Origin of the sequence: Candidatus Accumulibacter meliphilus (assembly GCF_036625345.1) — a bacterium.
GTDB classification, from domain to species: Bacteria; Pseudomonadota; Gammaproteobacteria; order Burkholderiales; family Rhodocyclaceae; genus Accumulibacter; species Accumulibacter meliphilus.
This window is the reverse complement of sequence record NZ_JAZKTZ010000002.1, coordinates 265,180-279,902: the sequence shown is the minus strand read 5'-3', so window position 1 is coordinate 279,902 and position 14,723 is coordinate 265,180. Positions and strand designations below refer to the sequence as shown.

Below are 14,723 nucleotides of genomic sequence, written 5' to 3'. Positions count from 1 at the left end.
GGCAGGGCCGCTCGGCATTGTTTTCGTCCCTACGGCCGGTAAAGGATCAATACCGGCCGTCCGCGCGATGTGCCGCCAATGACCGCTCCGGCCGAGTTGCTGTCCGTGAGTGGCCGCGTCGGGTGGCAGCTCCCCTCAGTTTCCTGCCGTTGAGCGCGCAGAGAGGCGACCGGCCGGATTGGGTCGTCAGCACTCGGTAATGAATGGCCGCTTCCGGGAAGCGAAACTTCACTGACCGCTTTCCGGCGACGAAGTCGGCGAGACGTCGGTCGGATCACGACCCGAAGCTGCCGGTCAAGTCGCCCCTGCTTAACCTCTGGCAATGACCGTTCTGCAGAGCAAAGTGTTGTCCAGCTTGAGGTTGTCGCTCCAGATCAGCTTTGCGCCCGGTTTCCAGTCGAGCTCATCATAGCCGTCCTTCGGGCTGACCTCGAGTGCGGAATACTCGGTCGCGGCGGCCCATTGCGAGTCGTCAAAATTGGGGGCGGTCCAATAGGCAGGTGCATCTCTGATTTCGGCGGCGCAGGGGCCTTCGCCCTCCTGCGGGTCGCTCTCTTTCGCGCAGGCCTCATCCAAAGGCGCTCGATTGATCACCAGACATTTCCAGGTTGAATTCGAAACTTTGAGGAGCGCACCTGTTTCGGCATCGGTGAACTGGACGATAGCCCCGCCGTCGCCGATCTGCTGGCGGCCGGTTCCGATATATTCGAGGCCGGTGTCGTTTTCCCGAAAATCCCGGAACTCGAAGGCGATGGTCGCAGGAAGATCGGTGTTGAACGTCACGCGCTCCGCATTGAAGGACCGCTCGGTCTTGAACGGCACGCTGTCCTGGATCAGCGGCGCACCATTGACCGACAGGGCAAACCAGTTGTCGACCCAGATTTCCGCCATGACCTTGGTGGTGCCGTCGCTCTCAATCTCACGCTCATTAATGACCCGCTGGTCATTGGCCTTGGCCGGTCGGTCGGCGCACGCGGCGAGCCCTGCGGCAAAGGCAACCCCCAGCGCCAGATGAAATCGTCTCATCTGCAGTATTCTCCCGTTTTAACGACACCGTTGTCGGTCACTATCCGCGTCTCGAACAGATAGCAGTTCGGTTTGTCCGCAGGCCTGTATCGGATGTAGTAGGCCTCGCCTTCGTAGGTATAGTTCATGCTGCGGTTGCCGTCCGCGTCTTCAGTGAACGTCAGACCCTCAACCCCGCCGCGCGGCGGGCGGCCCACGGCCTTCTCGTCGCTGCCCTTGGCCGCGCGCAACGGCGAAATGCGCGGCAGATCGCGCATATCCGGGACCGCTCCCATCAGGCACTGGATGACGTAGGGCGCGCCCTCGGACGTGTGATATCGATAGCCGAAATCGGGGTCCGGCTGGCCGTTGCAGACATCCAGCGCACCCGCTGGAATCGGCGTGCCGTCCGGATTGATCATGCCGTAGATCGGAAACCCGTCGAATGCCCAGCCAATGATGGCAGCATTCCCCGCATTCGGCATCGCCCCGATCATGCAGGTCGGTGCCTTGTGATAGTGATAGTCGTCGCCACGCCCTGCATGACCGCCGCACTCGTCGAGCTGCTTGGTCAGAATCGTGTCGTGCTGAGTCTGGTGATGGTAGAGCTCGTCGTCGCTCATCTCGCCGCCGCCCGTATAGTCGAAGATCGGCACGCCATTCACGGCGACGGCCAGAGATGAATCGCGGGTCTGTGGTGTAGCCGTCATGACCGGTTCCAGCGCGACTGGCGCGGCATAGTTGGTAGCGGGCACCGGCACCTGTTCGTTGGAGCCAACAATCCCGGTCATTAGCGTATGGTCCGGATAGACGAGCGAGCCCAGATGCGCTTGCCAGTTGTCACAGGTGACGCTGACGCTGTCAGCAAACCCTGCATCGGCAACCGAGGCTTTGATCGCTGCGCATCGCTCGGCTCTATCCTGAGCGTCCTCTGGCGTTTCGGTGATCACGGGTCTGGCGGGGGCTTGCTTGCCGGGCGTGACGTACGCTTCCGTCGCAGCAAGGGCAGTGCTCAGCCGAACAGCGCCGATCAGAATGGGTTTTGAACGCACCATGAGCGGATTTCCCACATTTTGAAGATGAGAGAATTCTATAGTGACAAACTGCATACACAGGCAGATTGTAAGCCGCAAGACACCACACGCTCTCTGTGCTCGCTTCGTTACGACCCAGGAAGTCTCTTAAGCCGCCGCATGATTTTCACACCGGGATGGCTCCTTCTGGGCGACTCCGGCCTGTCATCGCCGAATCGAGCCCAGTGACCGCTCTCAGGAATTTCCATCGGCGGCACCACGACCCAATGCGGCCTCGTGACAGTCAGATTGTGCAACGGTGGCATTGTTATTGATAACCTGCCGCGAGCGAAACGGTCGTGCGTGTGGGGTGCGCGGCTGACAACGCCCGCAGTGCCAGAGCGGCACGAGAGTTGCAGAATTGGTTCAAGCCGAAGGCAAGCCGTAAAGGCTTTGCGGCGATTCGACGAGCACGCCCCGCACGAAGTCCGTTGGGGAGCCTCTATGCCAATCCTCCCTGCAACACTATGTGCTAACGAAGTTCGGCCACATATCGAACGGCTGCTTCTCGAGCTGCATCTGCCCGTTTTCGTCCTGCCAGATATTGATCCAGGCCTGCCAGTTTTCGTTATCAATATCCGGGCAGTCCAGGCGGTAGTGGCTGCAGCGGCTCTCCTTGCGCATGATCGAGGCCTTGAGCTTCATCTCGGCGGTAATGATCATGTTTTCGGTTTCATGCGCCAGACGCAGCGTGTGCAGATCGTCGGCCAGAAGCATGGGCACATGGTGCTCGCGCAGCTCTTCCACATAGGCCAGCGCGCCTTGCATCATTTTTTCCTTCTTGATGTAGAGCACGAAGTTGGGAATCATCACGCCTTGCAGGATCTGGGTCACCCAGGCCGGGCCGTAGCCACGTTCGCGCTTGAGCGGCGCCAGAATCCCGGCACTCACCCGCTCGATCTGCTGGCTGGAGACGCTGAGCTTGCCCTTCATCTGCAGGCTTTCCCTGGCAGCGGCGTCGCCAGCGATGGCGCCTTGCACGGCCGAGCCGGCCAGCGAGCCGCCGATCTGGGTGTAGATACCGCCAGACATGTAGGAGCCGAGCGCATCGCCCGCCGCGTACAGGCCGGGCAGGGTCGATTGCCCCTGCGCGTTGATCGGCACCAACCCTTCCGCCTTGTGGATGGCCATGCCGGCGCTGGAGCCGCCCACTTGCTCGCCGCCCATGCCGGGCGGGCCTGAATTCCCCTTGCCGCCGAAGATGCCAGACCTCCCGGAATTGCGACTCAGACGCCCCGCTAACCGCGTGATTCAAAAGCCTTATCGTCGTTTTTTGGACCTTCGTCACGCCGGGAACGGAAAACGTTTATTGGACAACGATGCTTATATCCTATTGTAAATACGCAATAACAAGTGCAATAAGCATAAATCTCATGCTAGAATCGCGTCAGGCAGCGGGGACCTGGGGGTGAGGGGTGACGCAGAGCGAGTTATTGGAACCAGCGGTTAAGCAGGAAGGCCGTTTCGACTTGGGCAGAGGCTATTGTCTGCACCTTCCGCGTGGCCCTCGCAGCCAGGGTGACCTTTATCATCATGGCAGTCTGAGCAAACGGGTGAATCTTGCCGACAAGGCCGAGCGGCGCCTCCTGGTGGTTGAGTTATTACAGAGGAAGCTGAACCAGACGCGCTTGGCCGAGGTGCTCAATCTCAGTCGCCAGACGCTGCACAACTATCGCGAGTGCTATCGGCTATTTGGGGTGACCGGCCTGCTGCATGGCTATAGTCCGAGCCGCAGCGTGAGCGAAGAACGGCAAGGTCGGCTGCATGTTGACAAACGCCGCCCCGGCTCCAAGGCCCGCGAACTCGAAGCTTTGCGGCGTGTCGAGAAGCGGCTGACTGCGGAAGTGACCCAAGAGGAACTCGCGTGGGATGGCGAAGCCGCGGCGCGGTGTGCGCTGGAGGAAGCGCCCCTCGAAGAGGTCGTGCGTGTCGATCAGCCGAGCCGCCAGACAGTCGCGGAGCAGGCCTCACCGGAACAGGTTCCCGCCGCAGTGATCGAGCTTCCCTATGCGGAACACCATGACTGGGAAGCCAGCCGCTATGCCGGCATTTTCCCTGTCTTGCTGGTCCTGATGAGCCAATGGCAGTGGATGCAACGGCTCTCCCAGCTGTTCGGGAACGGTTGGCGCATCTTCCAGGTGTTCGTGCTGATGGCGGTGCGTAACATCCGCTCCATCGAGCAGCTCAAACATGAGCGGCGCGAGGAGGCGGGACGGCTCCTGGGCTTGGGGCGGCTACCCGCTCTCGACACGCTGTGGTCCTGGTTCCATGACGTCGCCGGCAAGTCTCGGGCCGGTGCGCTGCTGAAGGCGTTTTTTGCCGATCAGATCCGCTGCGGCCTGGTCGCCACCCGGCTGTGGTTTACGGACGGTCATCTCTTGCCTTATACCGGACAGGACAAGGTGCATGCGGCGTGGAATACACAGCGGCGGATGCCGATGCCCGGACAGACCAATCTGGTCACTTGTGACGAACAGGGGCGCATCGTCTATTTCGACATTCAGGAGGGCAAGGGAGACCTGCGCGCCCAGATTCTGAGGCTTGGCGAGTATGCGCGACAACAGTCCCTGGGAACCCCGCCGGTACAGGTCTTCGACCGTGAGGGCGATGGACTGGGCTTTTTCAGCGAACTCGTGCGCAGCCGCACGCCCTTCATCACTTGGGAGAAGAACGCCAATCCTGCGCGGCTCATGGCCTTGCCGGCCGCAGACTTCACGCACAGCGTAGCGATGAACGGCACGGATTATCGCCTGTTCGAAGAGACCAAGACGTGCGTCTACCCACCTAAAACCGATCCCGACACCGGCACGGCCGAGTCGGTGCATACGTTCGACCTGCGCCGGGTGGTGTTGTGGAATTTGCGCACCAATCACCGCATCAGCGTGCTCTGCTGGGACGCTGACCTTCAGTGGTCGCCGCAAGAGGTGCTGACCGCGATGCTCAGTCGCTGGGGCGCCTCGGAGAACACTTTCAAACACCTCAAGGGGCGTCATCCCTATCATTACCATCCGGGTTTCGGCTTGGCCGAGAGCGACAAACAGGACATCGCCAATCCCCAGATCAAAGGGCTTGCGCAGCAGATCGCGAGCACCCAGGGCCATCTTGCCAAGCTTTACAAGCAACAGGCCAAGACTCAACCCAGCTTCAATCGGGACGGAAGTGAGCGCCACAACAGTCGGCATCGGCGGCTTGCTGCGGCCATCGCCGTGAGCGAAACGCAACTCAAACAACTCCAGGCTGACAAGGCTCGCTTGCCCGAGCGCGTCAATGTCACGGGGCTGTCCGATTACCGCTCCTTCAACGCCATCGATAACGAGGGCAAGAATCTCTTCGACTTCGTCACGAGTTCCGTATGGAACGTGCGCCGCCAGCTTCTCGATTGGCTTAACGACAGCTATGCCAAGGATAGCGATCGGGTGGACCTGCTCTATGCGATCTTCAACTGCCATGGCTGGGTACGCAGTGACGAGCACTGGGTGGTCGTTCGCCTGGAGCCGCTACAGCAACCCGCCCGCCGTTATGCCCAAGAACAGCTGTGCCGTAAGCTCACTGGTCTCGGCGCCAGAATTCCCGGCGGAAAATGGCTGCGCATCGAGGTCGGCCAGTCTCCGCTATGAGACGGCCTTCGCCGACCTACTGTCCAAAATTAGACCACGTTCGCCGGGGATTCCGGGAGGTCTGGATGCCGAGCAGACCGCCTTGCTGCGGTGGCGGCGGAGGCGAGGTATCGCGGAAGGCTTCTGGCACATAGGGGCCGCCCTGCGCGATCTGCCCATTGCCCCCCTGGCCGGGAGGCCCCATCGTGATCGGGCCGCCCAGCACATAGGCTTGGTAATTCAAATCCACGCCCAGATGGTGGTTCACCGTCACCTCGGTCGTCGAGGGTTTCTCCTCGACCTGGCCGCGCCAGTTGTCGTAGCTGGAGCCGGAGTTTTTCGCCGAGCCCGGATGGCCGTCATTCCATTCCTTGCCGGTGACCTTGGCGCCGGCCTTGTAGGCCATGATGGTGCCGTCGTGCGTGAGGTCGCACATGGGGAAGCCATTGGGCTTGAAGCCCCCCGAGCCGGTGCACAGAATGATGGTTTTGGCCAGATAGTGGATCACGCGCTCCTCGTCGAGCATGAAGCCGGACGCGCCGACGATGCAGCCGTTCTCCTTCAGCAGGTGCGTGATCATGATGCGCTCTTGCAACGGAATCCTGCGTTCGTTGAGCGGCTTCATGAAACTGCGGTTGTAGATCGGCGAATCGAAGAACCCCCAGGACTTGAGCTCCTGCACGCGCTCATACGAATGCTCGGCCAGCTGGCGGGTGAACACCGGGTTGTTGGTCTGGATCGCCGATGCGGATACCTGTGCCACAAACTCGTCGATGCTCAGCTTCGCGTTTTTCTTGTCGTAGCTGAAGATGCCTTTGGCAAACGGCGTCAGGCCCGAGCTACCGACCTGGCCTTTGGACACCAGCAGCACCCTGGCACCGGCGTCGTGCGCCTTGACCGCAGCAAACAGCCCGGCCATGCCGCCACCGATCACCAGCACATCGACTTCGCGCTGCTCGTTCTTGAAGTCATCGGCCTTGATCTTGGGCTGGTTGCGCTGCGGCGGCGCATTGAAATCCAGGCTTGCGAGCGCAGCCATGCTCGCCAGGCCGCCGGCCACGCCCATGAATTGCCGACGCGATAGGGATAGTTTGCTCATCATTACCTCCAGGAAACCATGACGGGGAGCGATTTTTCAGGCGTGATCGTGATGGCGTCCACCGGGCAATTGAGCCGGCACAGGTGGCAGATCTGGCAATCTTCCTGATAGCGGATCTCCGCCTTGTTGGTGTTGCGATTCATGCGGATCACATCGGTGGGGCAGGCTTTGACACAGGCCTCGCAGCCGATGCAGCCGGAAATTTGTTGAATGGGCATGTTGTTGTCCTGTCAGAACGACAATTGTTCAAAGTGGATGTGGGCGGGCTTCACGCCGATCGATTTGAGCTGCTTCACATTGGTGGCGATCATTCCCTCGGGGCCGCAGAGGTAAACGCACCAGTTGGCGTGTTGGCCCGGCGCCATCGCAGCGCGCAGGGTGGCTGCGTCGATCAAGCCCTGGCGGATGTCGCCAGCTTGCTGCGGCATCTCGTCCGCCACCCGGTCGCACACCAGTTGCAGTGAGAAATCGGGCATGGTCTTGCACAGCGCGCGCAATTCATCTAGCGCCACCATGCGCTGCGGCGCCTGGTTGCCATAGACCAGGCGCACCGGGCGGCTTTCATTGCGTTGGGCAAATTCGCACAACAAACCCAGCATCGGCGCGATCCCGGCCCCGCCCGCCACCAGCGTGATACCGGCGGCGGATTTGCTTTGCGCCACGCTCAGGCTGCCGTAGGGGCCATCGACATAGACCGTCTGCCCGCGCTGCAGGGCCTGCAGATTGCCGGTGTAGTCGCCCAGCTCGCGGATGATGAAGGTGAGCGTGCCGTTCTCGGCGTTGCCGCTGGCGATCGAGAACGGATGCTGCTCCAGATTGAAGGGAGTTTTCGAGGTATTGATCCAGACAAACTGCCCGGCATCAAAGCTCACTCTTGCCCCGGATCGGGACGGGATCGTCAATGCCCAGTCGCACTCGCTGAGTGGCTTGATCTCGCGCACCACAAACGGCTGGGCGCGCAGGCGTACAGGTTTGATCAGGTAGTTGTAAATCACCAGCGCCATCGACACGGCATACAATCCCCACCACAGCAGGTTGAACTGCTGCTCAAGCTGGCCATGACTGCCGACCGAGGTGACGTGCAAGACCGCCAGCGTGGCAATCACCACAAAACCCAATACATGCAGGACGCGCCAAGTCTCATAGCGCAGCGGCAGGCGGTTCCTGAAAACCGCCATCAGCACCCAGACCAGCATCGCCAGCCAGGCCAGCAGACCGGTGAGCAGGTTGGGTGAGGCAATGGCCGCAACGACACTGGTTTGCAGATCCTGCGCCGACAGCAGCGCCTTGGGCGCTAGAATCAGCAGCGGATGCAAAAAGAAAAAAATGCCCAGCCATTCGCCGATCTTCTTGTGCGTGGAAATTCCCCAGTCGATATTGGCAAACCACGACCAGCGGCGGACCCTGCCGGCCAGCGGAAACTGCACAAAGAACGCCGTCATGGCGATGATATTGAGCGCGCTGAGCACGTAGCGATAAACATCGTGAAACCTCAGTCCCAGCGTGCTGGCGATGCCCCAGGGCGCCACCAGCATCAGCAGGTAGCCCAGATTGCGCCGCTGCTTTTCCGTGAGACGCGGCAAAAAGCCTCTGAATGCTGGCCCGTTTCTGGAGAGGGCCAGTTCCGTAGTTCCTGACTGATTCATGGCGGCAACATCCGTGCGTGATTGATCTTGACGGACAGGTTACGGGGCACGCGGTTAAGCCACGGTTAATGATCTGGCGTCGCGGAGGGGTGCTCTTGAAAAAGCTACCGTTGTACGCGGCGCCGCCTTATCCTCGACGCTGCTGAAGCAGGAGAGAAGCATCTCGGCATGACCACCTTGAATTTGCACACATGACCGACGCGGACAGGCACGGAGTCAAGCCACCGTGAAACCGGAGCACCTACTGATCATGCTGGTCGAGGACGACATCGATCTCGCCTCCGCCATCGTCGACTACCTCGCACTCGAAGGCATCGAGTGCGACCACGCCCCCAATGGCCTCTCCGGGTTCAACCTGATCCGGCGCAACCGCTACGACGCAGTCATCCTTGACCTCAACCTGCCAATAATGAACGGGCTCGAGGTCAGTGCGCAATTGCGCGCCCAGGGCATCGACGTGCCCATCCTGATGCTCACTGCCAAAGACACGCTCAACGACAAGCTCGCCGGATTTTCCGCCGGTGCGGATGACTATCTGGTCAAACCCTTCGCCATGGAAGAGCTCATCGTGCGCGTGCAGGCTTTATCCAAACGCCGAAGCGGCCAGGTCAACAAGCTGATCGTCTGCGACCTCGAATTCGACCTGGAGCAGAAAAAAGCCCGGCGCCAAGGGACGCCGCTCAAGCTCTCCCCCACCGGGCTGAAGATTCTGGAAGTGTTGATGCGCGAAAGTCCGCAGCCGGTATCGCGAAAAAGGCTGATGCAGGCGGTGTGGGGCGACGAGCAACCGGACAGCAACAGCCTGAAAGTGCAGCTGTTCAACCTGCGCAAAGCCGTTGACGGTGAAGCACGCAGCAAGCTGATCCAGACTGTTGCCGGCCAGGGCTTTGCCCTGCGCCAGGAAGAAGGCCCAGCATGAACATCCGCCCCAGCCTGAAACGCTATTTCCTGCTGGCGATAATGCTCGGCGGCATCGTGACGATCGCCGCCATGGCCTATGTCGGCTACCAGGCCTACTTCTCGGGAATCGACTTCTCGATGAGCGAAGCAATGCGGCGCAGCGCTTATCAAGTTCAAGTGGCGGACGGCCAGCCGCAACAAGTCCATGGCTTTACCGTCGCCACACGCTGGCAGGACCTACCGGCCAGCATCCAGAGCCATCTCGACGAGCACGCGCTGCGCGAAGAAAAACTGTTGAAATACGTGGAGGGGAACCCGCTATTCTCCAGGCCTAGTGCCGGCTATTTCGTCATTAAGCTGCAGCAGGGTGACAGCGAGCGCTATGTGTCATCCGAATTCCTCAACCCGCCCGGCGCGGCGCCAAGGCCGAAAGAGCTGCCCGAATTCATCTACATCTTCGCGATCGCCTTGGCCGCGATCTGCGCCTTCTCGCTGGTGCCCATCCTGCTGCTGAAAAAAATCGCCACCCCGGTGGAACGTCTCACTGCCTGGGCGCGAAATCTCGGTCAGGACGAACTGGCCAAACCCGCCCCTGACTTCCACTACCAGGAGCTCAACGGTCTGGCGCACATCGTGCGCGCCAGCCTGCAATCGGTGCAGGAAAGTGTAGAACGCGAAAAGCGCTTTCTTGGCTACGCTAGCCACGAACTGCGCACACCGATCGCCGTCATCCGCAGTAATGCCGAACTGCTGAAAAAAATGATCGACAATGGCCTCCCCGTCGCGCGCCAACAGGAGGTGCTGGCACGGATCGAGCGCGCCAGCCTCACCATGACCGACCTCACCGAAACCCTGCTCTGGCTCAATCGCCACGCCGACAAGAAGCTGCCGAGCGGCCGGTTTGCTCTGGACAGGCTGATCGAGCAGCTGCGCAATGAACTGGCCTATCTGCTAGCCGGCAAGCAGATCGATGTGTCGATCTGCTGCGAGCCCACGGAATTGGATCTGCCCGAAGGGCTTTGCCGCATTGTCATCACCAACCTGATCCGCAATGCCTTCCAGCACACCCAATCGGGCAGCGTAGCGATCAAACTGGCTGGGTATCAGCTAGAAATCATCAACAGCAATGCCTTGGCCGAAGAAAGCCAACATGAGCTCGGTTTCGGGCTGGGGCTGGAACTCACCGAGCGCCTGATTGCCCGGCAGGGCTGGAAATACATCAACCAGGAAACCGATTCAGGGTGTCATGTACAAATTGATTTCCGGCCGAGTTGCGCGAGTTGGCCGTCCGGCAAGTTCGCGGAGTAAAGCAGCCCCTCAGATGTTAGCTTTGTAGCGAGACTGATGGGCCGCTCTTGGCCGGTAGGTTGAGATCGCCAATGGCCGGCCGCTTCGGAGCATTCCAGTTCGCAGAATCTGGATTTGGCTGCCTGGCCGGTTTGGAGAAACCTGATCGGCCGCTGAGGGTCGGATCCGGGCGTAGCGAAAAGATCGAAGCCGCCGTTCGGCGTGCTTGGCCACCGGATGGCCGGTAAAGCCTCCATACCGGACGTCCGCGCAGTGTGACGTCAATGACCGCAGTGGCCGAGAACCAGACGCAAGGCGTCCCTTTCCGAATGCCCGCTTCGCAGCAAACACCGGACGCTGATTGTCGTCGCTCTGCCGGCGCTCCTCGCCGCCAAACTGGTGCGCTTCGACGCCGCCGCTAACGGTCATGCCACGTGGAGATGCCCCAAATCATGAAAGTCATGACCGTCTTCCACTCTTCCCCGACCCTTCTCCCGCGAGGGGAGAAGGGAGATTCGTGAGTCGCTGGCGCGACTTTTACATTAACACCAGGCGCAGGTGCCAGTAGCTCAGCGAATGGTTCTTCAGCCCGTGCCGGTCACAGTACGCTCTCTGCGTCTCTGCGCTCGCGCCTAGTCGTTCGAGCAGGACGCTGAGTCGAGTGTCTTCACAATAAATACACGGCTGCCAACGAGCCGCTCACCGCTGTCACTCGCCGACGTAGATTGGCCGCCATCGCCCTTGAGTCCTTGTCACCTTGTGCAACGCATGGCGCTGATCCGCTGAAGCGAAATCAAACCGTTCATCCCTTGTTGTGCTCGTCGGAGACCGCATCGAATGCCGGTGCGGAATTGGCGCTGCAAAAGCCTCGTCGACGATCGCCAAGTTTTGCAGACAGAATCGCCCCTGCCTTTGAAAGACGATCGACAGCACCGAAGAAAACAGCTTCATGGACTGCTCGCGCAGTCGCCGACCGTCGCGGCCATCGGTTCTCATGCCGAGCTTGTGGAGGAACTCGTTCTGGCTTCTTCCGAGATCCGGCCGCGGGGACTTCGTCGTCACGGCTTTGGTGCAGATCCAAGCCAGAAAAAAGCCGCGGAATCGTGCCGAAGGGAAGACCGATTTGCGGGTCGGCGATAATCGAAAGCGACACGGCGCCGCTCGTTCGCTCGATGGATGATATGCCGGGGTCGGTGTGCGGCAAGGTGGTCTGAACCAGCGCCTGGCCCATGAAAGCGAGCGATTCGGCATCGACCTCGACATCGCTAATCTCGGAAGCGAAGAACAACAGCTTGTCGGCGCGCGCGACCCTGGTCACGGGAATGCCGCTCCGTGGCTGCATCGACGCCCAATCGACAGAGCAGGGGCCCTTCGGAAGTGCAGACTTCAGCGCCTGGGCGCGGGAGCGGATCGTCGCGACCTGGTTGTGGATCGGGCTGGTCACTTACCGCATGCAAGTGTTGATGGGATGGCTGCTGCCGGGCATTCCTTTGGTGATGGCGGCCTACGGCGATGGCCAGCTGGTGCGGGAAATCCGGAAATACTCCTTCGTGGCGCAGAGCCCGATCCGACACAGCCTCGGGGTGCGCGTCCTGTGGACCGTTCTGGTGGGGCTCGCCGCCTGGATGGTCGTGCCGTTGCCACTGCCTTCGCTGTTGCCACCCCTGTTGATCATCGCGATCGCTTACGCCCTGTGGCTGTGGGTGAGTAATCTGCAGAAGCGGCTTTGAGGGGCGTGCCATCCAGGGGGCGCTACGGCTGTGGTGTGACGGCTGGTCGAAGGAGGCGAATTGCGGCGCATTCGTGCTGCCTCGACCACGACCTGGTCATTGTCTTCGCGAAGCAACGAGACTTCTGAACGGCCGCTGCCACCTTTCAAGGGGACGTTTGGCGGTGTAGCCTCCGGGGCAGTTCTCGGGCAGAGCGGACCGTCTGGCGTCTGTACTAACGCTCATGGCTGTTGACGGCAGCCACCCCGGATGATGAAAATTGCGTCTGCAGCGTCGCTTTCACCGCCGATGTTGGCGCCACAAAAACCGGGAAGTGGCCGAAAGCCGTGAGGTGACCTTTGCGCCGCTCTTTCTTCAAAAACCGCCCTTTTTTTGCGAGGTGGGGGCGTTTGGCTCGATCAGCGTTGCTTTTTCACCGTCACATGACCGCGAACGGGCAGATAGCGGTCAATGCTTGAGCTGAACCATGCTTCCATCCGCTGTTCGCCGCCGATCATTACTCTTGATTCGTGCAGCATGTTCGTATATCGAGGATTTGGCACGCGACCAAGTCTATGAATTCATGAATTCGCTTTCATCGGCGGCTCGCTCAAGCGGCGCGGTGGTGATGCCGCGCCCTTGCGGCCGATCGCGATTGCACTGCGATGAGCAGGGAGGGATCGATCATGATGCAGCGTTCCTGGTTCTGGGATCGGCTGGCCAAGCGCTACGCCAGGATGCCGATTGTCGATCAGGCGTCCTACGAAACCAAGCTGGAGAAGACCCGGGCCCTGCTAAGGCCGGATAGCCGGATGCTGGAGTTCGGTTGCGGCACGGGTTCGACGGCCATCCTGCATGCTCCGCATGTGGCGCATATCCTTGCCATCGACTATTCAGCCCGAATGCTCGACATCGCACGCGAGAGGGCTCGGGCGGCCGGGGCGAGCAACGTGAGCTTTGCACAGGGCTCGCTTGCCGAGCTTGAAAGCCCTGCGGGCAGCTGGGACGTGATCCTGGGGATGAACATCCTCCACCTGTTGCCCGATCGCGCGCAGACCTTGACCCGGGTGAAGGAATTGCTCAAGCCGGGCGGCCTGTTCATCTCCAGTACCATCTGCATCGGGGATGGCTCTTGGCAGATGCGTGCGGTGGCGCCGGTGTTTCGCGCATTGCCGTTGCTGCCCAGCGTTTTTTCGCTCACGCTGAGGCAGTTGACGGAGGAGCTGAAAAACGCCGAACTCGAGATCGAGCATTGCTGGTCGCCAGGCGAAAACAAGGCCGTCTTCATCGTGGCGAGAAAGCGAGTCCCGGAAACATCGCCCTGAATGTTGTCCCGCCATTAGGTTTGGGGCGCCCATATCGCGTTGATGAGATGGGTAGGTCCGTTCCATCATTGCGGCGGGCGCGCGGGAAACCGCTCTCGAGAAGCCCTGTCGCATTTTCGCCAGCGCCTCAGAACTTCGGTTAATGTGAAAGTCGCGCAAGCGGCTCACGAATCTCCCTCCCCTCGCGGGAGAAGGGCCGGGGGTGAGACGGGGAATTCTGGGCGCATGCGCCCAGCCCGTCGAACGATTCCGGCGTGCACGCCGGAATGCGCACTGCAAGTGAGAGGGGAAACGGTCATGACTTTCATGATCCGGGGTATCCCGACATGTCATGACCGTTAGGCAGGTGTGCCCGAAGGTGTCGGCGCCACTGCCGCCCAAACTCGTCAATCTCTGCCCGATCGTCGGCAGTCCGGCCGGATCTGCCGGTCCCGTTCGCCTGGCCCGCTGCTGGCGGTTCCAGCGATTCGATCTGATGGCCACCAGGATAGTCGAGTCCTTGCACCTGCGTGCACAGCATCGGCTGCCGACGTCTTGGCAGCCAGCATAGTGCCCGTGCGCCTGTCCGCAGCATCTTCTCGGCGAGCCACCCACGCCAGCCAGCGCGGCGCGGGACGCAAGACGAGCGCGGCGAGCAGCGGCGGACCGAGTAGCGCGTGAATGTTGTTGGCGACGAGTGGCCGCAATGGCGCCGGGCGAGCGACCTGAAACGCTGTATTCAGTATCAGACAACCTGATCTCTGCCCCATGGCATTCGCACGATCGGCATCCTAAATCTTTAGAAGTTCATGAGCTTATCTTGCCAAACGAGGAGCAGTTCGGGTTGGTGGCGGGTCGGCCGGGCGGATATTGCGAAGATACCAATAATGGAGAATAGTACGTGTTTTTGCTCGGCGCCACGCTGAGCTTGCTGGAGATTCGGATGGCCCAACTCCTGTTGCCGATTTTTCCTGATGCTGTCACGCCGGTCAAGGAACTGCTGTCTGTCGGGAAGCAGAATCGACCAGCCGTGTATTTCGACGGGGTCCTGCCGGTGTCGTTGCTGACTACTCAGCGACGCGTCCAGCAGGTTTGATGAACCGC

General features: G+C 60.7%; 14 protein-coding genes. 6 read left to right on the top strand and 8 right to left on the bottom strand.

Features of this window, described 5'->3' with window-relative positions; all coding sequences use genetic code 11:
- Positions 1-309: 309 nt before the first annotated feature.
- From V5B40_RS04770 to V5B40_RS04760, 3 genes are all read right to left on the bottom strand, one after another.
- Entirely contained in the window at positions 310-1,026 is a 717-nt protein-coding gene (locus V5B40_RS04770; RefSeq protein WP_332353455.1) for a PEBP family protein, read from the bottom strand.
- Positions 1,023-2,060, bottom strand: coding sequence for a YHYH protein (locus V5B40_RS04765; protein WP_332353454.1), 1,038 nt, complete (start codon positions 2,058-2,060; stop codon positions 1,023-1,025). Before V5B40_RS04765 ends, V5B40_RS04770 begins: the two co-directional genes overlap by 4 nt.
- Positions 2,061-2,543: 483 nt before the next feature.
- Positions 2,544-3,245, bottom strand: a complete 702-nt coding sequence (locus tag V5B40_RS04760; protein ID WP_332353453.1) for an FAD-binding protein — start codon at positions 3,243-3,245, stop codon at positions 2,544-2,546.
- 386 nt (positions 3,246-3,631) lie between these two features.
- On the opposite strand from V5B40_RS04760, the gene V5B40_RS04755 reads away from it, so the two are divergent.
- A complete protein-coding gene (locus V5B40_RS04755) occupies positions 3,632-5,695 on the top strand; it encodes a putative transposase (RefSeq protein ID WP_332353452.1) in 2,064 nt (687 codons plus the stop codon).
- Positions 5,696-5,711: 16 nt separating this feature from the next.
- Here V5B40_RS04755 and V5B40_RS04750 read toward each other — a convergent pair whose 3' ends face one another.
- The 3 genes from V5B40_RS04750 to V5B40_RS04740 are packed head-to-tail and all read right to left on the bottom strand — an operon-like array spanning position 5,712 to position 8,308.
- The gene (locus V5B40_RS04750; RefSeq protein ID WP_332353451.1) at positions 5,712-6,776 is read right to left on the bottom strand and encodes an FAD-dependent oxidoreductase; all 1,065 of its coding nucleotides are present in this window, start codon (positions 6,774-6,776) and stop codon (positions 5,712-5,714) included.
- Positions 6,776-6,991, bottom strand: coding sequence for a 4Fe-4S dicluster domain-containing protein (locus V5B40_RS04745; RefSeq protein WP_332353450.1), 216 nt, complete (start codon positions 6,989-6,991; stop codon positions 6,776-6,778). Before V5B40_RS04745 ends, V5B40_RS04750 begins: the two co-directional genes overlap by 1 nt.
- A gap of 12 nt (positions 6,992-7,003) precedes the next feature.
- Positions 7,004-8,308: a ferredoxin reductase family protein gene (locus tag V5B40_RS04740; RefSeq protein WP_332353449.1), complete on the bottom strand. Its 1,305-nt coding sequence runs from the start codon at positions 8,306-8,308 to the stop codon at positions 7,004-7,006.
- Positions 8,309-8,669: 361 nt separating this feature from the next.
- Between V5B40_RS04740 and V5B40_RS04735 the strand changes: the two genes are divergently transcribed.
- Together V5B40_RS04735 and V5B40_RS04730 are read left to right on the top strand one after the other, a co-directional pair.
- Entirely contained in the window at positions 8,670-9,338 is a 669-nt protein-coding gene (locus tag V5B40_RS04735) for a response regulator transcription factor (RefSeq protein WP_332353708.1), read from the top strand.
- Positions 9,335-10,627: a sensor histidine kinase gene (locus tag V5B40_RS04730; RefSeq protein ID WP_332353448.1), complete on the top strand. Its 1,293-nt coding sequence runs from the start codon at positions 9,335-9,337 to the stop codon at positions 10,625-10,627. Before V5B40_RS04735 ends, V5B40_RS04730 begins: the two co-directional genes overlap by 4 nt.
- 516 nt (positions 10,628-11,143) lie before the next feature.
- On the opposite strand, the gene tnpA is transcribed toward V5B40_RS04730, so the two are convergent.
- A complete protein-coding gene (gene tnpA, locus V5B40_RS25140) occupies positions 11,144-11,254 on the bottom strand; it encodes an IS66 family insertion sequence element accessory protein TnpA (protein ID WP_434735838.1) in 111 nt (36 codons plus the stop codon).
- A 154-nt stretch (positions 11,255-11,408) separates the two neighbouring features.
- Positions 11,409-11,924: a hypothetical protein gene (locus tag V5B40_RS04725; protein WP_332353447.1), complete on the bottom strand. Its 516-nt coding sequence runs from the start codon at positions 11,922-11,924 to the stop codon at positions 11,409-11,411.
- 4 nt (positions 11,925-11,928) lie between these two features.
- Here V5B40_RS04725 and V5B40_RS04720 point away from each other — a divergent pair, with 4 nt between their 5' ends.
- The 3 genes from V5B40_RS04720 (at position 11,929) to V5B40_RS04705 (ending at position 14,715) form a co-directional block, all read left to right on the top strand.
- The gene (locus V5B40_RS04720) at positions 11,929-12,336 is read left to right on the top strand and encodes a DUF4400 domain-containing protein (RefSeq protein ID WP_332353446.1); all 408 of its coding nucleotides are present in this window, start codon (positions 11,929-11,931) and stop codon (positions 12,334-12,336) included.
- Between the two features lie 665 nt (positions 12,337-13,001).
- A complete protein-coding gene (locus tag V5B40_RS04710) occupies positions 13,002-13,640 on the top strand; it encodes a class I SAM-dependent methyltransferase (RefSeq protein WP_332353445.1) in 639 nt (212 codons plus the stop codon).
- 922 nt (positions 13,641-14,562) lie between these two features.
- Positions 14,563-14,715, top strand: a complete 153-nt coding sequence (locus tag V5B40_RS04705; protein WP_332353444.1) for a hypothetical protein — start codon at positions 14,563-14,565, stop codon at positions 14,713-14,715.
- The last annotated feature ends 8 nt before the right edge of the window (positions 14,716-14,723 follow it).

Excerpts from the sequence above, each read along its gene's own strand:
- V5B40_RS04770 (WP_332353455.1), bottom strand. The coding sequence starts at position 1,026 with ATGAGACGATTTCATCTGGCGCTGGGGGTTGCCTTTGCCGCAGGGCTC.
- V5B40_RS04765 (WP_332353454.1), bottom strand. The coding sequence starts at position 2,060 with ATGGTGCGTTCAAAACCCATTCTGATCGGCGCTGTTCGGCTGAGCACT.
- V5B40_RS04760 (WP_332353453.1), bottom strand. The coding sequence starts at position 3,245 with ATGGGCGGCGAGCAAGTGGGCGGCTCCAGCGCCGGCATGGCCATCCAC.
- V5B40_RS04750 (WP_332353451.1), bottom strand. The coding sequence starts at position 6,776 with ATGATGAGCAAACTATCCCTATCGCGTCGGCAATTCATGGGCGTGGCC.
- V5B40_RS04745 (WP_332353450.1), bottom strand. The coding sequence starts at position 6,991 with ATGCCCATTCAACAAATTTCCGGCTGCATCGGCTGCGAGGCCTGTGTC.
- V5B40_RS04740 (WP_332353449.1), bottom strand. The coding sequence starts at position 8,308 with ATGCTGGTGGCGCCCTGGGGCATCGCCAGCACGCTGGGACTGAGGTTT.
- V5B40_RS04735 (WP_332353708.1), top strand. The coding sequence starts at position 8,670 with ATGCTGGTCGAGGACGACATCGATCTCGCCTCCGCCATCGTCGACTAC.
- V5B40_RS04730 (WP_332353448.1), top strand. The coding sequence starts at position 9,335 with ATGAACATCCGCCCCAGCCTGAAACGCTATTTCCTGCTGGCGATAATG.
- V5B40_RS04720 (WP_332353446.1), top strand. The coding sequence starts at position 11,929 with ATGCCGCTCCGTGGCTGCATCGACGCCCAATCGACAGAGCAGGGGCCC.
- V5B40_RS04710 (WP_332353445.1), top strand. The coding sequence starts at position 13,002 with ATGATGCAGCGTTCCTGGTTCTGGGATCGGCTGGCCAAGCGCTACGCC.
- V5B40_RS04705 (WP_332353444.1), top strand. The coding sequence starts at position 14,563 with ATGGCCCAACTCCTGTTGCCGATTTTTCCTGATGCTGTCACGCCGGTC.